The sequence below is a fragment of the Rathayibacter sp. VKM Ac-2762 genome, assembly GCF_009866585.1.
Classification (GTDB): domain Bacteria; phylum Actinomycetota; class Actinomycetes; order Actinomycetales; family Microbacteriaceae; genus Rathayibacter.
On sequence record NZ_CP047419.1, the window covers coordinates 2,316,972 to 2,335,548 of the forward strand.

An 18,577-nucleotide genomic window follows, 5' to 3' on the forward strand; every position below is an offset into this window, starting at 1 on the left:
CGGCCATGACGGGGATCTGTGACGAGTCGACGCTCACGCGCTCCGCGTCGGCTTCCAGCCGGAGAGCTTGTCGGGATTCGTGACGACCCACAGCTCGGCGATGCGGCACCGCGCCGTGCGGGCGACGACGACGGCCACGACGCGGCCGTCGTGCCGCAGCACCACGCCGGGCCCGTTGTTGACGCGCGACGGCTCGACGGTGGAGCCGTGTCCCGTGAGCCGCGTGAGGACCACCGCGACGGGCCGCCTTCCCGTGACCAGGTGCTGAGGCCACGGGGCGCGGGTTCCGGAGTCGACGGTCAGTGCGACGGTGGACGCCAGCGAGGAGCGGATCGTGCTCTCCGCCCCCGTTCGCAGGCCCAGGGCGAGGCGCCGGAGTGCACCGGCGCCGGTCACCCCGCCACCTGGTCCGGCATCCCCGTCAGCTTGTGGGGGTTCATGAGCCACAGCAGGCGGGAGATCCCGGTGTCGGAGGTGACGATGGTGACGACGGCGAACGGACGACCCTCCCCCGCCCTGGTGAGCGCGACGGCGCTCTCTCCGTTGACGTCCACCGGATGGACGGCGACGTCCGTCCAGAACCGGGGCGCGAACGCGCGGACGAACGCGGCGACCCGTCCTCGGCCGGCGACGGGGATGCGCGACGCCCTGACGACGCCGCCGCCGTCGGAGACGCTGACGATGTCCTCGTCGAACAGCTGCTCGAGCGCGTCCATGTCTCCGCGGCGGGCGGCCGAGACGAAGGCGTCGAGCAGCCGCCGTCGCTGCTGATCCGGGACGGACCTGCTGCGCTCCTCTCCCAGATGCTTCCGCGCTCGGCTCACCAGCTGACGCGCGCCGGCCGGGGAGATGCGGACGATGTCGGCGATGCGGTCGTAGGGGTAGTCGAACGCCTCGCGGAGGACGTAGGCGGCGCGCTCGGTGGGGGTGAGCTTCTCGAGCAGCAGGAGCACCGCCATCTCGAGCGCCTCCCCCCGTTCCGCTCCGAGAGCGGGGTCGCTGGAGGTGTCCACCGGCTCGGGGAGCCAGGGGCCGATGTAGGTCTCCCGGCGATGCCGGGCCGACTGCAGCACGTTGATGGCGATGCGCGTGGTCGCCGTGGTCAGGAAGGCGACGGGCTCCCGGATCGCGTCGGTGTCGGTCCCCTGCCATCGGATCCACACCTCCTGCAGGACGTCCTCGGCCTGGGAGACGCTGCCCAGCATGCGGTAGGCGATCCCGAACATTCTCGGCCGCGCACCCATGAAGGACGCCACCACCCTGTCCACATCCGACTGATCGTCCACCGATTGCGCTCCTTCCCCGGTCGAGAGCGGGATCCCTCACCACTGTGACCGGATGACGTGCCGATCTGTGACACCGGTCCTCGGAATGCAGGACGGAGGGCCGACCGGCGGCTCAGGAAGAGTAGTGCTCGGGGGCGAGGCGGTCGTCGTGCTGCTCGGCGGCGAGGATGCGCCACCGCTCATCCGCGCTCGCGGGCTCGTGGACGTCGATGAACTCTCCGCCGGGGAGCCGGACGATCCGGCCGGTCTCGCGGCCGTGGAGCAGCAGGTCTCTGTCCGAACGCTGCAGAGCGGAGCAGACCGAGCGGGTCAGGGCGAAGGCGGCGGCGGGTCCGATGAGAAGGGCCGCCTGCTCGAGCAGGATGATCTGCTCGAACGCCAGCTGGAACCGGTGCGCCATGACGTCAGCGCTTCCGGCGCCCCAGAGCACGGCGGAGAAGGTCGTCCCTGCGGCGCCGATGCCGGTGCGTGTCGGAGTGTCCCGAGGGCGCTGGAGCAGGTGGTGCTCGCGGTGGTCTCCGCTCGTCCACTCCTCGAGGAAGGGGTAGGCGAGCACCGCGACCAGGAAGAGGCCGACCACGGCGAGAGGCACGAGGACGTACAGGGTCCAGGTGCGGCCGAGCCAGACGAACTCCCATCCCGACGGCACCAGGCGCAGTGCTCCGTCGAGGAACCCCGTGTACCAGTCCGGCTGGGATCCGGCGGACGCGTTCCCCGGATCGGAGGGGCCGTAGAGCCACACCGGGCTCACCGTCACCGTCGCCGAGACGAGCAGGAGGACGCCGGTCACCAGGAGGAACAGGCCGCCGAGCCGGAGCACCGCGGTCGGGAGGAGCGGCACACCGACGACGTTCTCCTCCGTGCGTCCCGGAGCGGGGAACTGCGCCGGCTGCCGCCGCCACGCGAGCGCGGCGCGGAGTGCCAGCAGGAGGATCAGCAGCGGCGGGACGACGAGGAAGTGGATGACGGCGAGGTGCTCGATGATCACGCCCGGGAAGGCGCCCCCGAACAGGAGGCCGCTGGCCCACGCGCCGATCACGGGGAGGGCGAGGGTAATGCCCTGCACGATCTGCAGACCGGTGCCGGAGAGCATGTCGTCGGGCAGGCCGTATCCGCTCCAGCCGCCGACCAGGGCGACCACGAAGAGGAGGAGCAGGAGCACCCATCCGGTCCGCCGGGGCCGGCGGAAGCCGCCCGTGAAGAAGGTCGTGAGCAGCTGCAGGACGATCGACGCGGGAAGCAGCTGCATCGACCAGTGGTGCGCCTGCCGCACGAGGAGCCCGCCGGGGATGTCGAAGACGATGCGCAGCGTGGACGCGTACGCCTCGGACATCTCCCGACCCCGCATCGGTGCATACGCGCCGTCGTACACGGTCGGGTCGCTGGACGGCACGAACACGACCATCAGGAAGACGCCCGACGCGATGAAGACGCTTGCGGAGGCGGCGGTGACGACTCCCCAGACGCTCGTCCAGTGCAGCGGGACGCGTCGGCGCCGCGCCGTGACGAGCGCACCGTCGAGGAGACGGCCCGCCGGGCTCCGCCGCAGACGCCCGACGCCGCTCCTCACCCCGCGGCCGGGGCGGCGCTCAACGGGCATCCGGCTCACCGCCGGTCACGAAGGCGTGCCGCGGCTGAGTGGTCGAGGCGAGGGAGACGATGTCCCGGCCGGTCAGAGCAGCGCCCGCCCAGACCAGGAGGACGCGGATCGTCCGCTCCCAGGTGGGAACCGCGAGGGCGTGGTAGCCGCGGTGCATCATCCAGGCGACGACGCCCGTGATCACCAGGCCTCTGTACTGGAAGACGCCCTTCCCGAGGCCCAGGGTCGCGACGACGCCCAGGCTGTGGTGCACGTAGTCGCGGGGCTCCTCGCCTCGGAGCACGGCCACGAGGTTCGCGGCCATCCGCTTCCCCTGCCGGACCGCGTGCTGCGCGTTGGGCACGGTCCGGCTGCCGGGGACCTCGGAGGCGAGGTCGGGCACGTACGCGTCGTCGCCGGCGGCCCACGCATCAGGGACGATGCGCCCCTGGTCCTCCACTCGGAGGTCCGCCCGGACCCGGATGAATCCGCGCCCGTCGACCGGCAGGTCCGTGTGCTTCGCGACCACCGGATTCGACGCGTTGCCCGCGGTCCAGACGATCAGGTCCGAGTCGAACTCCTCCCCCGAGGACAGCACCACGTGACCGCCCTCGGCGGAGAGCATCTGCGTGTTCAGGTGCACGCGGCCCCCGCGCCGTTCGAGGTGCCGCACGACCCAGGCGCCCGGCTCGTCGGTGACCTCCGGGAGGATCCGTCCCATCGCCTCGACGAGGTGGAAGGACAGGTCGGACTCCGACAGCTCGGGGTACGACTTCAGCAGTGCCGTGGCGAGGGCGAGCGTCTCGCCGAAGCCCTCGACGCCGGAGAATCCGCCCCCGACGAAAGTGACGGTGAGCAGGCGCGCGCGCTCCGGCCCCCGGGGCAGCATCGATGCGCGATCGAACGCCGTCAGAAGGCGGTCCCGGATGGCCACCGCCTCCTCGACGTTCTTCATGCCGATGGCCTCGGTCGAGAGCCCGGGGACGGGGAACGTCCGAGTGACGGCGCCGGCCGTGACGACGATGACGTCGTAGCCGAGGACGAACGGCTCGCCCGCTTCCGGCAGGACGGTGACGCGCCGCTGCGCGTGCTCGATCCCGGTGACCGACCCGGCCACCACCCGCGTGCGGCGGAGGTGGCTGCGCAGGGAGACGGCGACGTGGCGCGGCTCGACCGATCCCGCCGCCACCTCCGGCAGGAACGGCTGGTACGTCATGTAGGGGCGCGGATCGACGATGGTGACCTGCGCCACGCCACGGCGCAGCTTCTTCTCCAGCTTCCAGGCCGTGTAGAAACCGGCGTATCCGCCGCCGACGATGAGGATGTGCTTCACGGGATGACCTTCTTCCTGTCCAGTCATCAGTCCTGACCGGACAGGACGCCCCGCTGTGACTCCCCCGGATCGCCGGTCCGGGTCTCGGACCCGTGCCGGCCGGCTTGCTCCTGCCCCTGCGTCATGTGGTCTGCTCGATGCACACCGTCCCGATCGGAAAGGTCCCCCATGCAGTCGTTCCCCGCCCCGCCCCGCCAGGTGCAGATCGGCGACGCCGCCGCGTTCGTCGGCGTCACTCCGCGGGCGATCCGCCACTACCACCGGCTCGGCCTGCTCCCCGAGCGCGAGCGGGGCGGAGACGGCCGTCGGCGCTACGGCTACGACGACATCATCCGGCTGCTCTGGATCCGCCGCCTGGCCGACGCCGGGGTCGCACTCGAGGACGTCCGGGACGCCTTCGCCGTCGCAGCCCCGGCCGGCGCCGAGGACAGCGCCGACCGCGAGGACGAGGTCGCGGGTGTCCTCGCGCGGCTGGACGACGCGCTCGCCGCGCAGGAGGAGGAGCTGCAGCGGAAGCGGGCCTCGGTCCGGCGCATGCGGACCCTCGGCGGCCGGCTGGGGCTGCTCGACGACATCGTCTCGCGCCGCCTCGAGGGCGCACCCGAGGGCTCGCTGCGCCAGGCCGACCTCGACACCCTGCTGGTCACCGAGCGGATGTTCGGCCCGCTGGGCGCCGTGTCCCAGGCCGGCCGCTTCGTCGTCCTCGCCGCCGATCCGGCGCTGCGGGCGGAGGCCGACCGCGTCGACGCCGCCGAGGAGGCCCTCGACGACACGGTCGCCGAGGACGACCCCCGGGTGGAGCAGGTGGCGCGGGAGCGGCACGCCTTCGAGGCCCGGCTGATGCGCGTCGTCGAGGAGTCCGGTCAGCTCGAGGAGGACGAGGCGATCTTCGACGCGTGGGACGAGGCGCACCCGCCCGAGGACCCCGCGCCGGCCCCCGATCCCGCGCAGGGCTCCCGCGCCCGGAGCGCTGGCGAGATCATCCGGAGCCTGCCCTACGACGTCTCGCCGGCCCGCCTGCGCGCCATGGACCTGGCGATGCGGCTCGGGATGGAGGAGGCGCCGGCGTCCTGAGACGCGGCGTCACGCCCGCGCGGTCACCCGAGGACCTCTCGCAGCACCTCCAGCGCCCGCTCGCGGTCGCCGACCCCGCCGCCCTCGTGCCCGCTGTACGGCCACACGTCGATCGACGTCTCGCCGCCGGAGACGTTGTGGGAGGCGAAGACCGTCGAGGGCGGGCAGATCGGGTCCATCAGGCCGACCGAGCGGTGCACCCGGCAGCGCAGGCGCCGCGAGAAGTGGACGCCGTCGACGTAGGAGAGGGTCCGCTCGACGGCGTCGAGGTCCTCGGGGCGGGTCGCCAGGTAGCGGGCGACCTCCACGTAGGGCGCCTCGTTGGTGACGGTCGTCGCGCGCAGGACGTCGGAGAGGAAGGGCACGAGGGCGATCGCGGCGCGCACCCGGGGGCGCAGCGCCGCCGCGGCGGTCGCGAGCGCTCCGCCCTGGCTGCCGCCGAAGACCGACACGCGGTCCGGGTCCAGCCCGGGGAGCGCCTCCACCGCGTCGACGGCGAGCGCCGCGTCCGCGATCAGGCGCCGGTAGTAGTACGTCTCGGGCGACTCGATGCCGCGGGTCGTGACCCCGGGGTACGCGGGTCCGCTGCCGTGGGGGTCGGGGGTGGCTCCGGAGCGGGCGAGGCGGCCGGCTCCCTGGCCTCGCGCGTCGACGACCAGGTGCGCGTACCCGGCGGCGGCGATCCAGAGGTGCTCGATCGGACGGCCCCGTCCGCTGCCGTACCCGGGGTACTCGATCACCACGGGGAGCGGGGCGCCCGGGTCGACCGCGGGGGTCACCAGCCAGGCGGCGATCGGCTCGCCCGCGAAGCCGGGGAACCGCACGTCCCGCACCCGCACCAGCGGGAGGCCCGCGTCGACCGGCGCGGCGCTGACGCCGGGGCCGCCCTCCCGCCCGAGCGCGAGGGTGGCCCGCCAGAAGGCGTCGAAGTCGTCGGGCTCCGCGACCTCCGCACGGAACTCGCGGAGGGCGGCGAGGGGGCGATCCGTGAACACCGGGTCAGCCTTTCAGACCGGAGTGCGCGAGCCCTTCCACGAACTGCCGCTGAGCGAGGAGGAACACGGCCAGCACGGGCACGACCGTCATCGTCGCCGCGGCGAGCTGCACGTCCCACATCTCCCCGCCGTAGGCGTCGGTGAAGCGGGTGAGCGCCTGGGGCAGGGTGAAGAGCTCGGGTGAGGTCAGGTAGACCGTCGGCTCGAGGTACATGTTCCAGGACCCGAGGAAGGTCAGGATCGCGACGGCCGACAGTGCGGGCTTGGACAGCGGCAGGAAGATGCGCCGCCAGATCCCGAAGCGGCCGAGGCCGTCCAGGCGCGCGGCCTCCTCGAGCTCGCCGGGCATCGCGATGAAGTACTGCCGCATGATGAACGTGCCCAGCACCGCCGGCGCTCCGACCATCGGCACCAGCAGCAGCGGCACGTGGGTGTCGATGAAGCCGAGCTGCCGGAAGATCTGGAACAGCGGGATGATCGTCACCTCCGTCGGCACCAGCAGGCCGGTCAGGATGACGAGGAACACCGCGTTGCGGCCTGGGAACGGGATCCGGGCGAAGGCGTAGCCGGCCAGGCTCGACACCAGCAGCGTGACCACGGTGACCGTGACCGCGATGTAGAGGCTGTTCCAGTACTGGAGCGCGAACGGCTGGAACCGGAACGCCTCGGCGTATCCCGCCAGGCTCGGCGAGTCCGGCAGCAGGGTCGGCGGGTTCGAGAAGATCTCGTTCACCGGCTTGAACGACGAGGCGATCATCCAGAACGTCGGCACCGCGAACGGCAGCACGAGCAGGATCAGCGTCACGACGAGCAGGGCGGTCATGAGCGGGCTGCGGCCGCGGCGGCGCTTGACGGGCGGCTCCGGGACGGCTTCGAGGCGTGGCGTGAGCGGGGTCCCCTGCTCGACGACGGCGTCAGTTCTCATAGAAGACCCATTTCTTGCGCAGCTGCCACTGCACGACCGTGAGGATCAGGACGAAGAGGAGCAGCATCAGCGAGAGCGTCGCGCCGTAGCCGATGTCGCTGAACTCGAAGGCCTGTTGGAACACGTAGTAGACGAGCACTGTCGTCGACAGCTCCGGCCCGCCCTCGGTCAGGACGGCGACCTGCGCGAACGCCTGCAGCGAGCCGACGATCGTGAGGATGGCGGTGAGGAGCAGGGTGGGCGAGATGAGCGGGAGCGTGATCCGGAAGAAGATCGCGCGGGGGCTCGCGCCGTCCAGGCGGGCCGCCTCGTAGAGGTCGCCCGGCACTCCCTGCAGTGCGGCGAGGAAGAGCACCATGTTGACGCCGACGCTGCGGATGACCTGCGTGACGATGACGCTCGCCATCGCGGTGGGTCCCTCCTGGAGCCAGTTCGGCCCGTCGAGGCCGACCAGCGAGAGCAGGCCGTTGATCGCGCCGTTGTCCTGGAGGAGGAAGCCCCAGACGAGGGTCCAGGCGACCACCGAGATGACGACGGGCGAGAAGAAGAGCGTGCGGAACAGGGCGCCGCCCGGGATCCTCCGGTTGAGCAGCACGGCCAGGCCCAGCCCGAGGGCGAGGTTCAGGACGACCACTCCCCCGGAGAAGACCGCGGTCGTGCCGAGCACCGCGCCGATGCTCGGGTCGTTGATCGCCCGCTCGTAGTTCTCGCCGCCCACGAAGGTCATGGAGCCGGTGAAGACGTTCCACTCGTTGAGGCTGAACCAGACCGCGAGCCCGACGGGCAGCAGCACGAACACGATCACACCGAGCAGCTGGGGCGCGATGAAGAGCCAGCCGGCGAGCGCGTCGCGGCGCCGGAGGTTCCAGTAGGCGCCGGCGGGAGCGGATCGGCGGCTGTCCGTCGAGGTCGCGGTCACGGGATCACTTCCCCTGGAGGACGGGCGCGATGGCGTCGCAGACGCCTCCGAGCACCTCGGCGACGTCGGCGTCGGCCGACCACATGCGGTCCAGCGCCGTCTTGCCGACCGAGGTGATCTCGGCGGGGCTCGTCACCGGAGGGGTGGCGGACACGTCGGCGAGCTCGTCGACCACGACGCGGTCGAGCTGCTCGGCGCTGAGGCGCGTGTTGACCTTCGCCAGCTCCTCACCGGACAGCAGCGACTCGCGGGGCGGCGGGAAGAACTGCGCGAGCTTGGCGGAGTTCTCCGGGTTGGTCATGAACGAGAGGAAGCCGGTCGCCTCCTCCACGTGGTCGCCGCCTGCGAGCGCGGCCATGCCGGCCTGGCCGATGTTGCCGTACTCGCCGGCCGGGCCGACGGGCAGCGGGTAGATCTCGAACGGGAACGAGCCGTCGAGCAGGCTCGCGCGCGAGACCTGCGCGGTCGTGAACGCGGCGTCGCCGGCGAAGAAGTCCGCCGTCACGCCGGGTCCGGGGGTCGCGCCGCTGACGTAGACCGAGTCGTGGAAGAACTGGAACGCCTCCACCATCTCGGGCGAGTCCATCGTGCACTGGGTCCCGTCGTCGCTCCACGGCTGGGCTCCCCAGCCCGCCCAGAGGTTCGCGAGGCTCAGCCAGCCCGAGAAGTCGAAGTCGCGGATGATGTAGCCGGCCTTGCCGGTCGACTCGTTGACGGCCGCGCCGATGCGGTCGACGTCCTCCCAGCTGAGCGTCGCGGGGTCGACGGTCTGCCCGGCCTGCGCGATGAGGTCCTGGTTCACGTACAGCGCGAACGGCGAGTTGGAGAACGGGTACGCGTAGAGCTCGCCGTCCTGGCTGAACGACTGCGCCACGCTGGGCAGGATGTCGTCGTACTCGTAGCCCTCGGTCCCCTCGAAGGTCTCGGTCAGCGGAGCGAGCGCTCCGGCGTCGATCAGGTCCTTCGCGATGTCGCCCACCCAGGCGAGGTCGGGGGCGTTGCCGCCCGCGGCCTGCGTGGTCAGGGTCGAGTTGTAGTCCGCGAACGGGAGGGACTCGAAGGTCACGGACTCGATCTCGGGGTGGTCGGCGATGTACTCGTCGGCCATCGAGTCGAACAGGGCGAGCTGCTTCTCGTCGGAGGTCCAGACGGACATCCTCAGAGCGACGGGTGCTGAGTCGTCCCCGCCGCCGGCGGCGCCGCAGCCCGAGAGGGCGGCGATCACTCCGACTGCGGCGAGCGAGGCCATCAGCTTCTTCGCTGGTCTCATCGTCTCTCTTTCTCCAATGGTCTTCTCGGTGTTCCCGGTCAGTACCCGACGACGTCGGGCCAGTGGGTCTCTACGCCGCGCGACTCGAGCCTCGCCTGCAGGCGGGCGACGAGGGCGGGGTCGGCGGCGATCTCGTGGGGCGACAGGTCCTCGGCGAGGGCGAGGGCCGCCAGCTCGCCGACGGCCTCGCCGATGTTCCACTCCACGGGGTGGAGGCGGTACGCGCCGTTGGTGATGTGCGTCGTCCCGATGTTCTTGCCCCCGGGCAGCAGGTTCGTCGGGGTGCGCGGCACGAGGGCGCCGAGCGGGATCTCGAACGGCGAGCACTCCACGTCGAGGTAGTTGTCGCCTCCGGTGGTCGGGTGCAGGTCGATCCGGTACATGCCCACGCCGACGGAGTCGTCGAAGCGCGCGGGGCTCCCCGTCCCGCGGGCGGCGACGGAGACGTCCTGCTCGCGCACGGTGGTGAGCGCGCGGATCCGGCGGGACTCGCGGATGTAGGGGGCCTGCGCGAGGCCGTCGGCGGTGCCCATCACGTCGCCGCGGAGCCGGAGCCCGGGCCAGCCGCGGCCGCCGTCGGGCCGGGGCGCCTCGGTCTGGAGCCAGTAGAAGTACGACAGCGAGAGCGCGCGGGCGCCGGCGAGGTGCTTCTCCGGCTCCGGCACGTCGAGGATCGAGCTGTCGAGGTAGTCGAGCATCGGCCAGTTCGCGAGCACGATGTCGCTGTCGAGCGCGCCCGGTCGGAGGGTCTCGGTCGCGAGGATCCGGCGGAACATCCAGAGGTCGGTGTCCCCGCCCTGCGCGCGCTGGTCCGCGGTGCGGGTGTCGCCCACGGCGTTCACGTGCATCGTGCGGGTCTCGGGGCGCAGCGTCCGCGGGTTCGGCGCGGTGAAGGAGAGGAGCTTCCCGCCCCAGAAGGGCACCTCGTACTCGTGCCAGTAGTCGTAGTCGGCCGGGCGCTCGATGGTGTGGTCGCCGTCCGCGCTGTCGAAGCCGAAGCACCAGGTGACGGCCTGCACGTTCATCGGGTCGGCGACGGCGGGAGCGCTGGGCTCGCCGTGCTCGTCGCGCGACTCGGACCCCGTGACGTAGTCGACCTCCGCGAGGGGGAGCAGCTCCCCCGTCTCGGTCGCGTCGACCACGTACCGTCCGGAGACGGCGAGCTCCTCGCCCGAGACCGCGTCGCGCAGCAGGACGCGCTCGATCCGGCCCGGGCCGCCGTCGACGGCGAAGGGGACGACGCCGGTGACGACGCGGATCGCTCCGCTCGAGCGGTAGGGGGCGAGCATCTCGTCGAGCACGGCGACGGCGACGCGGGGCTCGGCGCAGAGCCGGCTCACGAGTCCGCGGCCGGGGTTCAGGCGGTCGTCGCGCATCGCCTCGGCGGTGAGGGGGTAGTTGCGGCGGTAGTAGCCGCGGATGCCGTCCCGGAGGCGCCGGTAGTCGGCGGTGACGCCGAACTGCTCGACCCAGGTGTGCTCGTCCGGCGGGACGCCCTGCGAGGTGAGCTGGCCGCCCAGCCACGAGTACTGCTCGGTCAGCACGACCGAGAGGCCGTTGCGGGCGAGGGCGATCGCCGCCGCCACTCCTCCGAGGCCGCCGCCGATCACGGCGACATCTGCTTGCATCGGGGTCACGCGTCCGCCTCGTCCTCGTCGACAGTCTGGGTCATCGGCCTACTACCCGCGGGTAATACGTATTGCCGATTGGTTAGACCGTAACGCACGAGTGTCCGGTTGGCAACGGTCTCCGCCGTTCCGAGCGACGCCGCGGCGACCCGCGGGCGTCCTCAGCCGGGAGTGGGCCGGATGTCAGGGCTCGGTGGCATGCTCGACCCCGAGCGCGGCCGGCGGGCGGCGGCGCGGAGCGGAGCAGCATGATCGGGTTGGATCTCACCGGGCGCACGGCCCTCGTCACGGGGTCGGGGCAGGGCATCGGGCTGGCCATCGCGACGACGCTCGCGGAGGCGGGCGCCGAGGTGATCGTGAACGCCCGCTCCGAGCGGTCGATCCGCCGGGCGATCGAGGCCGTCGGCGCGGCGGTGCCGGAGGCGCGGGTGCGCGGAGTCGCGGCCGATGTGTCGACGGAGAAGGGCACGGCCTCCCTCCTGCGCGCGGCCGCCGACGTGGACGTGCTCGTCAACAACCTCGGGATCTTCGGCTCCGCCGATGCGCTCTCCATCGACGACGACGAGTGGCGCCGCTACTTCGAGGTCAACGTGCTCACCGGCGTGCGCCTGACCCGCGCCTACCTCCCCGGGATGATGGAGCGCGAGTGGGGCCGCGTCCTCTACATCGGCAGCGACTCCGCCGTCGTCACGCCCGCCGAGATGATCCACTACGGAGTGTCGAAGACCGCGCTGCTGGGCGTCTCGCGCGGCTTCGCCAAGGCCGCCGCCGGCACCGGGGTGACGGTGAACAGCGTGCTCGCCGGGCCGACCCACACGGGCGGCGTCGAGGACTTCGTCTACGAGCTGGTCGACCGCGAGTTCCCGTGGGAGGAGGCGCAGCGCGAGTTCATGCGCCTGCACCGGCCGCAGTCGCTGCTGAAGCGCCTCATCGAGCCGGAGGAGATCGCCCACATGGTGGCGTACCTCGCCTCCCCGCTCGCCTCGGCCACCACGGGCGCCGCCGTGCGCGTCGACGGCGGCTACATCGACTCGATCGTGCCGTAGCGCGCGCTCCCGGGGCTTCCCGGGGCGCCGGCCGTCAGCGCGGAGGGGCGACCGAGCCGCCGGGGCGCCACGGGCCGCCGATGCGCTCCTGGAGGAGCGGCGCCGCCGGGTCGGCGAGGCGGGCGAGCAGCGCCTCCACTCCGCGGCGGCCGAGCTCGCGGCCGGGCGCGACGAGCAGGTCGAGTGCCGGGTCGGCCAGGTCGGCGACGTCGGGGTCGGAGGCGAGCAGGACGATCGAGAGGTCCTCGGGCACGCGCAGCCCGCGGTGCCGCACCTCGTGCGCGAACCCGACGGCGGCGCCCCCGTTGACGATCACCACGGCGGTCGCGGAGGCGGGGTCGAACGAGCGGGCGAGGGTGCGGCCACCGGCGGGCGACTCCTCGCAGCGCAGCAGCACGCCCTCGACGCCGCGGGCCGCGCAGGCGAGCGCGAACGCCTCCTGGGTGCGTGCGTAGGGGCCGAAGTCGGCCGCGGCGTCGCGGTCCGGGCCGAGCACGAGCGCCACCCGCGCGTGCCCCAGGCCGGCGAGCCGGCCGAGCGCCTCCTCGACCATCCCCTCGAAGTCGATGTCGACCCAGTCGAGGGCGGACGGGTCGCGGGTGCGCCCGATGAGGGCGAAGGGCGTGCCGGAGTCCCGCAGGACCGGCACGCGCTCGTCCTCGCTGGTGACCTGCATCAGCACGACGCCGTCGATCAGGCCGTCGGCGCGCAGGTCGGCGAGGCGGTCGGAGCCGCCGACCGTCGGCCACAGAACGATCGAGTGGTCCTGCTCCGCCGCGGCCTCGGCGGCTCCGAGCAGGAACGAGGTGGCGGTGTTGAGCGGCCGGCTCGACACGAGCGGATAGACGACCGCGACGATCCCCGAGCGGCGCCGCGCGAGGGCGCGGGCCAGGGCGTGCGGCCGGAAGCCGAGCTCGTGCATCGCCGCCCGCACCCGCTCGCGGGTCTCGGGCGAGACGGGCTTGGTGTCGTTGACCACGAACGAGACCGTCGCGATCGAGACCTCCGCGAGGCGCGCGACGTCCCTCATCGTGGCCACCGCGCCTCCTCCGCTCGCGCCGCCCGGCCGTGGTTGACGCGGGGCGGACGTCTCCCGCATCCTAGGAGACGCGGCCGGTAAAGCGGTTAACCCCGTGTCGGGCCGCCCACTGCCGCACCGTCTCCACCGTCGAAGAAGGAACACCGTGACCACACCCTCCTCCCCCGTCCGCGTCCTCGTCTGGGGCGAGAACCGCCATGAGCAGATCGAGGAGAAGGTCCGCGCGATCTACCCCGACGGCATGCACAGCACGATCGCCGACGGCATCCGCGAGAACCTCGGCGAGCGCGCCACCGTCTCCACCACCACGCTCGACGAGCCCGAGCACGGCCTCACCGAGGACGTCCTCGACGCCACCGACGTGCTCGTCTGGTGGGGCCACATGGCCCACGGCGACGTCTCCGACGAGATCGTCGAGCGCGTCCAGCGCCACGTCCTCTCGGGCATGGGCCTCGTCGTCCTGCACTCCGGCCACTGGTCGAAGATCTTCGGCAAGCTCATGGGCACCACCTGCACGCTGCGCTGGCGCTCGGAGCAGGACCGCGAGCTGGTCTGGACCGTCGACCCCACGCACCCCATCGCCCAGGGGATCCCGCACCCCTTCCTGATCCCGCAGCAGGAGATGTACGGCGAGTTCTTCGACGTGCCGGCGCCCGACGAGCTCGTGTTCCTCTCGACCTTCACGGGCGGCGAGGTCTTCCGCTCCGGCATGACCTGGAAGCGCGGCCACGGGCGCATCTTCTTCTTCTCCCCCGGCGACCAGGACTACCCCGTCTACCACCAGGCCGAGGTGCGCCGCGTGATCGCGAACGGCGTCGAGTGGGTGCGCTCCTCGCGCCCCGAGCGCCGCCTCCCGGTGCTGCAGCGCTACGAGACCGAGGACTTCCACAACGGCCAGGACTACGAGGGAGCGCTCGTCCGATGACGGTCCGCCTCGTCCAGGTCGGCGCCGGCGCGATGGGCCGCGCCTGGATCCGCACCATCCGCGACTCCCCGGACGCCGAGCTCGTCGGCCTCGTCGACCTCGACGTCGACCTCGCCACGGCTGCCGCGGAGGAGGAGGGGGTCGGCCCGGTCGCGGTCGGCACCTCCGTCGCCGAGGTCGCCGCGCGCTCCGGCGCCGACGCCGTGGTCAACGTGACCGTGCCGCGGGCGCACCTGCCCGTCAGCTCGGAGGCGCTGTTCGCCGGGCTGCCCGTGCTCTCCGAGAAGCCGATCGCGCCGACCATCGCCGAGGCGCTGGTGCTCGCGGCGACGGCAGAGGCCTCGGGCCGGCTCCTGATGACCAGCCAGTCGCGCCGCTACTACGCGGCGATCACCGCCTTCCGCGAGCAGATCGCCGGGCTCGGGCAGCTGGGCACCGCCTCCGTGCACTTCGCGAAGGCGCCCCGCTTCGGCGGCTTCCGCGACGAGATGGACCACGTGCTCCTGGTCGACATGGCGATCCACGCCTTCGACGCGGCGCGGTACCTGCTCGACAGCGACCCGGTCGCGGTCTACTGCGAGGAGTACAACCCGGGCTGGAGCTGGTACGCCGACGGAGCCGCGGCGAGCGCCGTGTTCGAGTTCGCCGGCGGAGTGCGCTTCAGCTACACCGGCAGCTGGTGCGCCGACGGCCTCGAGACCTCGTGGAACGGCGACTGGCGCGTGAACGGGGCCGGCGGCACCGCGCACTGGGACGGCGACGGCGCTCCGGAGTGGCAGTCGCGCGAGTCGGAGGCGGTGCGGACCGCCACGCTCGAGCTCGTGCCCGAGGAGATCGCGGGCTCGCTCGCGGAGTTCGTGCGGGTGCTGGGCTCGGGGGCGGTGCCCTCGGGCGAGGTGCACTCGAACGTGCGGAGCCTCGCGATGGTGGAGGCGGCGGTCCGCTCCTCCGAGACGGGTGCGCGGGTGCGGCTCGACGACGTGCTGGAGGAGGGGTACGCGGAGGCGCTGACGCTCGCGCGCGACGAGCGCGTCCGCGCGGCCCTCGGCTCCTGGGGCTCGGCCGCGGAGGGCCTCGCGCGCTGACCACGCCGCCTGGCGGATCTCGAGGCGTCCGTGCCGGCGTCTCGAGACCCCCGCCGGTCGCGGCTCCGCCACCGCGCGTTCGCCGGGCGGACACCTGCGGGCGGCGGGGCGTTCACCGGGGGCGGCCAGCGTGGGCGGGTTCCTTCGAAGCCGCTCAGGAGACCCGTGTCCTCTCGTCACACCCGCACCCGCACCCGCACCGCCGCCCTCGCCCTCACCGTCACCCTCGCCGGCTGCACCCTCGGAGCCGCGGCCCTGCCCGCCTCCGCCGCGGGCGACTCCTTCTTCACCCGCATCGCCACGGTGCCGGCCTACCTCAACGCGGCCGACCCGTCCGCCGACTCCGCCGTCGCCGAGATCTCGAGCGCGTCGCCCGACGGCCGCCTGGTCTACTCGACGGACTCCGCCGGGCAGCGCATCAATGTCCTCGACATCTCGGACCCCGACGCCCCCGAGCCGCGCGGCGGCGTCGGCGTGGGCGGCGAGCCGACGTCGGTCTACGCGACCGGCGAGTACGTGCTCGCGGTGGTCGACACGAGCGACGGCGACTTCGCGAACCCCTCCGGCCACGTCAGCGTGCTGCACGCCGACGACCTCGCGCCCGTCGCGAGCATCGAGCTCGGCGGCCAGCCCGACTCCATCGACGTCACCACCGACGGCTCGACCGCGGTCATCGCGATCGAGAACCAGCGCGACGAGGACCTCGCCCCCGAGGGCGGCGAGGAGGGCGACCTCCCGCAGGCGCCCGCCGGGGAGCTCGTGGTGATGGACCTCGCGGGCGACCCCTCCGCCTGGGTGCCGGAGCACGTCGACCTCACCGGTCTCGCCGGCCTCGACACCCCGTCGGACCCGGAGCCCGAGTACGTCTCGATCAACCCGGCCGACACGGCCGTCGCCGTGACGCTGCAGGAGAACAACGCCGTCGCGATCGTCGACCTGGCCACCCGCTCCGTCACCGCCTCGTACACCGCGGGCACCGCCTCCGTCAGCGGCATCGACACGCTCGACGACGACTCGATCTCGCTGACCGGCTCGATCACCGACGTCCCGCGCGAGCCCGACGCGATCGGCTGGGTCGGCGACGACCACGTCGCGATCGCGAACGAGGGCGACTGGAAGGGCGGCACGCGCGGCTGGTCGATCCTCGACGCCGCGACCGGGGCCGTGCAGTGGGACGCCGGGAACTCGTTCGACCACCTCGCGGTGCGCCTCGGGCTCTACCCGGACAAGCGCTCCGACGCGAAGGGCTCCGAGCCCGAGGGCCTGCTCTCGGCCACCTTCGACGGCGTCCCCTACGTGTTCGTCGGCGCCGAGCGGGCGAACTTCGTGGCCGTCTACGACGTGTCGGAGCCGACCGCGCCGCGCTTCGTGCAGGCGCTGCCGTCGACGCCCGGCCCGGAGGGGCTGCTCGCCCTGCCCGAGCGCGACCTGCTGGTCGTCTCGAGCGAGACCGACGACGCCGAGGCCGCCGTCCGCGCGAGCGTGCAGCTCTACGCGCTCGGCGCCTCCGCCCCCGCGTTCCCGACCGTGCTGTCGGCCGACGTCGACGGATCGCCGCTGCCCTGGGGTGCGCTCTCGGGCCTCTCGACCGACCCGGCGGCGCCCGACCGCCTGTACGCGGTGAGCGACAGCGCCTACGCGCCGAGCACCCTCCACTCGATCGACACCTCCGTCTCGCCGGCGCTGCTCGACACGACCCTCACGGTGACGGAGGGCGGCGAGCCCGCCGCTCTGGATCTGGAGGGGATCGCCGCCCGCGTCGACGGCGGCTTCTGGGCCGTGACGGAGGGCGGGACAGGCGACGGCAACGCACTCCTGCGACTCGACGCGGACGCCGCGGTGACCGAGCGGATCGCCCTGCCCGCGGAGCTCGCCTCCGCGCTGGGCAAGCAGGGCTTCGAGGGAGTGACCGTCGAGGACAGTGCCGCCGGTGAGATCGTCTGGACGGCGCTGCAGCGCGAGGCCTCGATCGACGCCGACGGAGTGGTCCGGATCGGGCGCTACGACGTCGCCGCCGACAGCTGGAGCTTCTTCGGCTACCCGCTGGAGGCCGTGTCCGGGGCGGACGGTGACTGGAACGGGCTCTCGGAGATCACGCTGACCCCCGCGGGCACGCTCGCGGTGATCGAGCGCGACAAGCTCAACGGGCCGGACGCCGCGCTGAAGGCCGTGTACACGGTGCCGCTGCCGATGGAGGCCGGCGCGGCGGTCGGCGAGACGCTGCCGATGCTCGAGAAGACCCTCGCGGTCGACGTGCTGCCCGCGCTGCAGGCCGGGAACGGCTGGACCCAGGAGAAGCTCGAGGGCCTCGGGATCACCGGCTCCGGCGAGGTGTTCGCGGTGACCGACAACGACGGCGTGGACGACGCGAACGGCGAGACTGTGCTCGCATCGCTCGGCTCCGCGAAGTCCGTGTTCGGGGCTGGGACGGTGCCGACGCCGGGGCCGACTGTCGAGCCGACAACGGCGCCGACCGCGCAGCCCACGGTCGCGCCGACGACTGAGCCGACCACGGCGCCGACCGCGCACCCCTCGGCCGAGCCGACCCGCACGCCGGCTCCTGCTCCGGCCGGCGCCGTTCCTCCGCGGACCGGCTCGGGACTCGCGAGCACCGGCGTCGAGACGGGCTGGACCGCCGCGGCGGCTCTCGCCCTGCTCGCCGGTGGAGCGCTCGCGCTCGGAGTCACGCGCCGCCGCCGCGACGCGCGCTGACGGACGCCGACGGCCCGGGGGACAGTGTCCTCCGGGCCGTCGGCGTCCCCGCCGCGAGCGGGGCGGGTGGGGCGAGTGGTCGGGTGTCAGCTTCCGGTGTCAGCTCCCGGTGGGGGCGTCCTCGGTGTCGGGAGAGGTGCTCTCGGAGGGCGCCTGCGGGGCGACGGGCGCGGCAGGGCCGGAGCCGTCAGCGGGGGCCGGCGGGGCGGGGTGTCCGGCGGGGCCGCACTCGCCCGGAGCCGGCGGGGTCGGTGCCGTGCCGTCAGCGGCGGCCGGAGGCGTGGGCATCGAGCCGTCGGCCGGGGGCGTGGGCATCGAGCCGTCGGCCGGGGGCGTCGGCGCGTCGGTCGGAGGGGTCGGCGCCGAGCCGTCGGTCGGGGCGGCGGGCGGGGTCGGAGCGTCCGCGGGAGGCGTGGGCATCGAGCCGTCGCCGGCGGCGTCGGCGCGTCGGCCGGCGGGGTCGGCGCATCCGTCGGGGCGTCGGCGCCGAGCCGTCGCTCGGGGCGTCGGCGCGGAGCTGTCGGTAGGCGGGTCGGCAGCGCGGCAGGGCCGGGGCCGGCGGGGCCGCACCGGCCGGGGCCGGGCGGGGTGGGAGCGGTGCCCTCGGCGGGCGTACCGGTGGACGGCGCGTCGGTCGAGGTGGAGTGCAGCGGGGTGGCGCTGGAGGTCGGCGTGCTCGACGGCGTCGCGGCGAACGCGGCGGTCGAGCCGAGCGCGACGAGTCCGAGGGCGCCGACAGCGATGCCGATGGTCAGGGCGCG

At 73.2% G+C, this 18,577-nt stretch carries 15 protein-coding genes; 5 read left to right on the forward strand and 10 right to left on the reverse strand.

Annotation, left to right across the window (positions count from 1 at the left end; all coding sequences use genetic code 11):
• Positions 1 to 33 precede the first annotated feature (33 nt).
• The 4 genes from GTU71_RS10930 to GTU71_RS10945 all read right to left on the reverse strand — a co-directional run bounded on the left by GTU71_RS10930 (position 34) and on the right by GTU71_RS10945 (position 4,198).
• Positions 34 to 396: a hypothetical protein gene (locus GTU71_RS10930; RefSeq protein WP_159940069.1), complete on the reverse strand. Its 363-nt coding sequence runs from the start codon at positions 394 to 396 to the stop codon at positions 34 to 36.
• Positions 393 to 1,286, reverse strand: a complete 894-nt coding sequence (locus tag GTU71_RS10935) for an RNA polymerase sigma-70 factor (protein ID WP_244230530.1) — start codon at positions 1,284 to 1,286, stop codon at positions 393 to 395. Before GTU71_RS10935 ends, GTU71_RS10930 begins: the two co-directional genes overlap by 4 nt.
• Before the next feature lie 112 nt (positions 1,287 to 1,398).
• A complete protein-coding gene (locus tag GTU71_RS10940) occupies positions 1,399 to 2,886 on the reverse strand; it encodes a cytochrome b N-terminal domain-containing protein (protein ID WP_159940071.1) in 1,488 nt (495 codons plus the stop codon).
• The gene (locus GTU71_RS10945) at positions 2,876 to 4,198 is read right to left on the reverse strand and encodes an FAD-dependent oxidoreductase (protein ID WP_159940073.1); all 1,323 of its coding nucleotides are present in this window, start codon (positions 4,196 to 4,198) and stop codon (positions 2,876 to 2,878) included. Before GTU71_RS10945 ends, GTU71_RS10940 begins: the two co-directional genes overlap by 11 nt.
• Before the next feature lie 168 nt (positions 4,199 to 4,366).
• On the opposite strand from GTU71_RS10945, the gene GTU71_RS10950 reads away from it, so the two are divergent.
• Positions 4,367 to 5,272 carry a MerR family transcriptional regulator gene (locus tag GTU71_RS10950; protein ID WP_208543582.1) on the forward strand — a complete coding sequence of 302 codons (906 nt, stop codon included), beginning with the start codon at positions 4,367 to 4,369 and terminating at the stop codon, positions 5,270 to 5,272.
• A gap of 23 nt (positions 5,273 to 5,295) precedes the next feature.
• On the opposite strand, the gene GTU71_RS10955 is transcribed toward GTU71_RS10950, so the two are convergent.
• Genes GTU71_RS10955 through GTU71_RS10975 form a run of 5 tightly spaced genes read right to left on the reverse strand, consistent with a single transcriptional unit; the run spans position 5,296 to position 11,009 of the window.
• Positions 5,296 to 6,267, reverse strand: coding sequence for an acetylxylan esterase (locus tag GTU71_RS10955; protein ID WP_104335908.1), 972 nt, complete (start codon positions 6,265 to 6,267; stop codon positions 5,296 to 5,298).
• A 4-nt stretch (positions 6,268 to 6,271) separates the two neighbouring features.
• Positions 6,272 to 7,192, reverse strand: coding sequence for a carbohydrate ABC transporter permease (locus GTU71_RS10960; RefSeq protein ID WP_244230531.1), 921 nt, complete (start codon positions 7,190 to 7,192; stop codon positions 6,272 to 6,274).
• Positions 7,182 to 8,111: a sugar ABC transporter permease gene (locus GTU71_RS10965; RefSeq protein ID WP_104238790.1), complete on the reverse strand. Its 930-nt coding sequence runs from the start codon at positions 8,109 to 8,111 to the stop codon at positions 7,182 to 7,184. The genes GTU71_RS10960 and GTU71_RS10965 overlap by 11 nt, the downstream gene beginning before the upstream one ends.
• A 4-nt stretch (positions 8,112 to 8,115) precedes the next feature.
• Positions 8,116 to 9,381, reverse strand: a complete 1,266-nt coding sequence (locus GTU71_RS10970) for a sugar ABC transporter substrate-binding protein (protein WP_104224315.1) — start codon at positions 9,379 to 9,381, stop codon at positions 8,116 to 8,118.
• A 38-nt stretch (positions 9,382 to 9,419) separates the two neighbouring features.
• Complete coding sequence (locus GTU71_RS10975; protein ID WP_159941210.1) at positions 9,420 to 11,009, reverse strand: FAD-dependent oxidoreductase; 1,590 nt, start codon at positions 11,007 to 11,009, stop codon at positions 9,420 to 9,422.
• A gap of 251 nt (positions 11,010 to 11,260) precedes the next feature.
• Here GTU71_RS10975 and GTU71_RS10980 point away from each other — a divergent pair, with 251 nt between their 5' ends.
• Complete coding sequence (locus GTU71_RS10980) at positions 11,261 to 12,055, forward strand: SDR family oxidoreductase (protein ID WP_159941212.1); 795 nt, start codon at positions 11,261 to 11,263, stop codon at positions 12,053 to 12,055.
• A gap of 34 nt (positions 12,056 to 12,089) precedes the next feature.
• Here GTU71_RS10980 and GTU71_RS10985 read toward each other — a convergent pair whose 3' ends face one another.
• The gene (locus GTU71_RS10985; protein WP_244230691.1) at positions 12,090 to 13,085 is read right to left on the reverse strand and encodes a LacI family DNA-binding transcriptional regulator; all 996 of its coding nucleotides are present in this window, start codon (positions 13,083 to 13,085) and stop codon (positions 12,090 to 12,092) included.
• A 154-nt stretch (positions 13,086 to 13,239) separates the two neighbouring features.
• Here GTU71_RS10985 and GTU71_RS10990 point away from each other — a divergent pair, with 154 nt between their 5' ends.
• From GTU71_RS10990 to GTU71_RS11000, 3 genes are all read left to right on the forward strand, one after another.
• A complete protein-coding gene (locus GTU71_RS10990) occupies positions 13,240 to 14,019 on the forward strand; it encodes a ThuA domain-containing protein (RefSeq protein ID WP_104224317.1) in 780 nt (259 codons plus the stop codon).
• The gene (locus GTU71_RS10995; RefSeq protein ID WP_159940079.1) at positions 14,016 to 15,104 is read left to right on the forward strand and encodes a Gfo/Idh/MocA family oxidoreductase; all 1,089 of its coding nucleotides are present in this window, start codon (positions 14,016 to 14,018) and stop codon (positions 15,102 to 15,104) included. Before GTU71_RS10990 ends, GTU71_RS10995 begins: the two co-directional genes overlap by 4 nt.
• Positions 15,105 to 15,269: 165 nt before the next feature.
• A complete protein-coding gene (locus GTU71_RS11000) occupies positions 15,270 to 17,816 on the forward strand; it encodes an esterase-like activity of phytase family protein (protein WP_159940081.1) in 2,547 nt (848 codons plus the stop codon).
• Positions 17,817 to 18,577: the final 761 nt, after the last annotated feature.

Coding starts and splice junctions, on each gene's coding strand:
- GTU71_RS10940 (WP_159940071.1), bottom strand. CDS start 2,886: ATGCCCGTTGAGCGCCGCCCCGGCCGCGGGGTGAGGAGCGGCGTCGGG.
- GTU71_RS10950 (WP_208543582.1), top strand. CDS start 4,367: ATGCAGTCGTTCCCCGCCCCGCCCCGCCAGGTGCAGATCGGCGACGCC.
- GTU71_RS10960 (WP_244230531.1), bottom strand. CDS start 7,192: ATGAGAACTGACGCCGTCGTCGAGCAGGGGACCCCGCTCACGCCACGC.
- GTU71_RS10970 (WP_104224315.1), bottom strand. CDS start 9,381: ATGAGACCAGCGAAGAAGCTGATGGCCTCGCTCGCCGCAGTCGGAGTG.
- GTU71_RS10975 (WP_159941210.1), bottom strand. CDS start 11,009: ATGCAAGCAGATGTCGCCGTGATCGGCGGCGGCCTCGGAGGAGTGGCG.
- GTU71_RS10985 (WP_244230691.1), bottom strand. CDS start 13,085: ATGAGGGACGTCGCGCGCCTCGCGGAGGTCTCGATCGCGACGGTCTCG.
- GTU71_RS10995 (WP_159940079.1), top strand. CDS start 14,016: ATGACGGTCCGCCTCGTCCAGGTCGGCGCCGGCGCGATGGGCCGCGCC.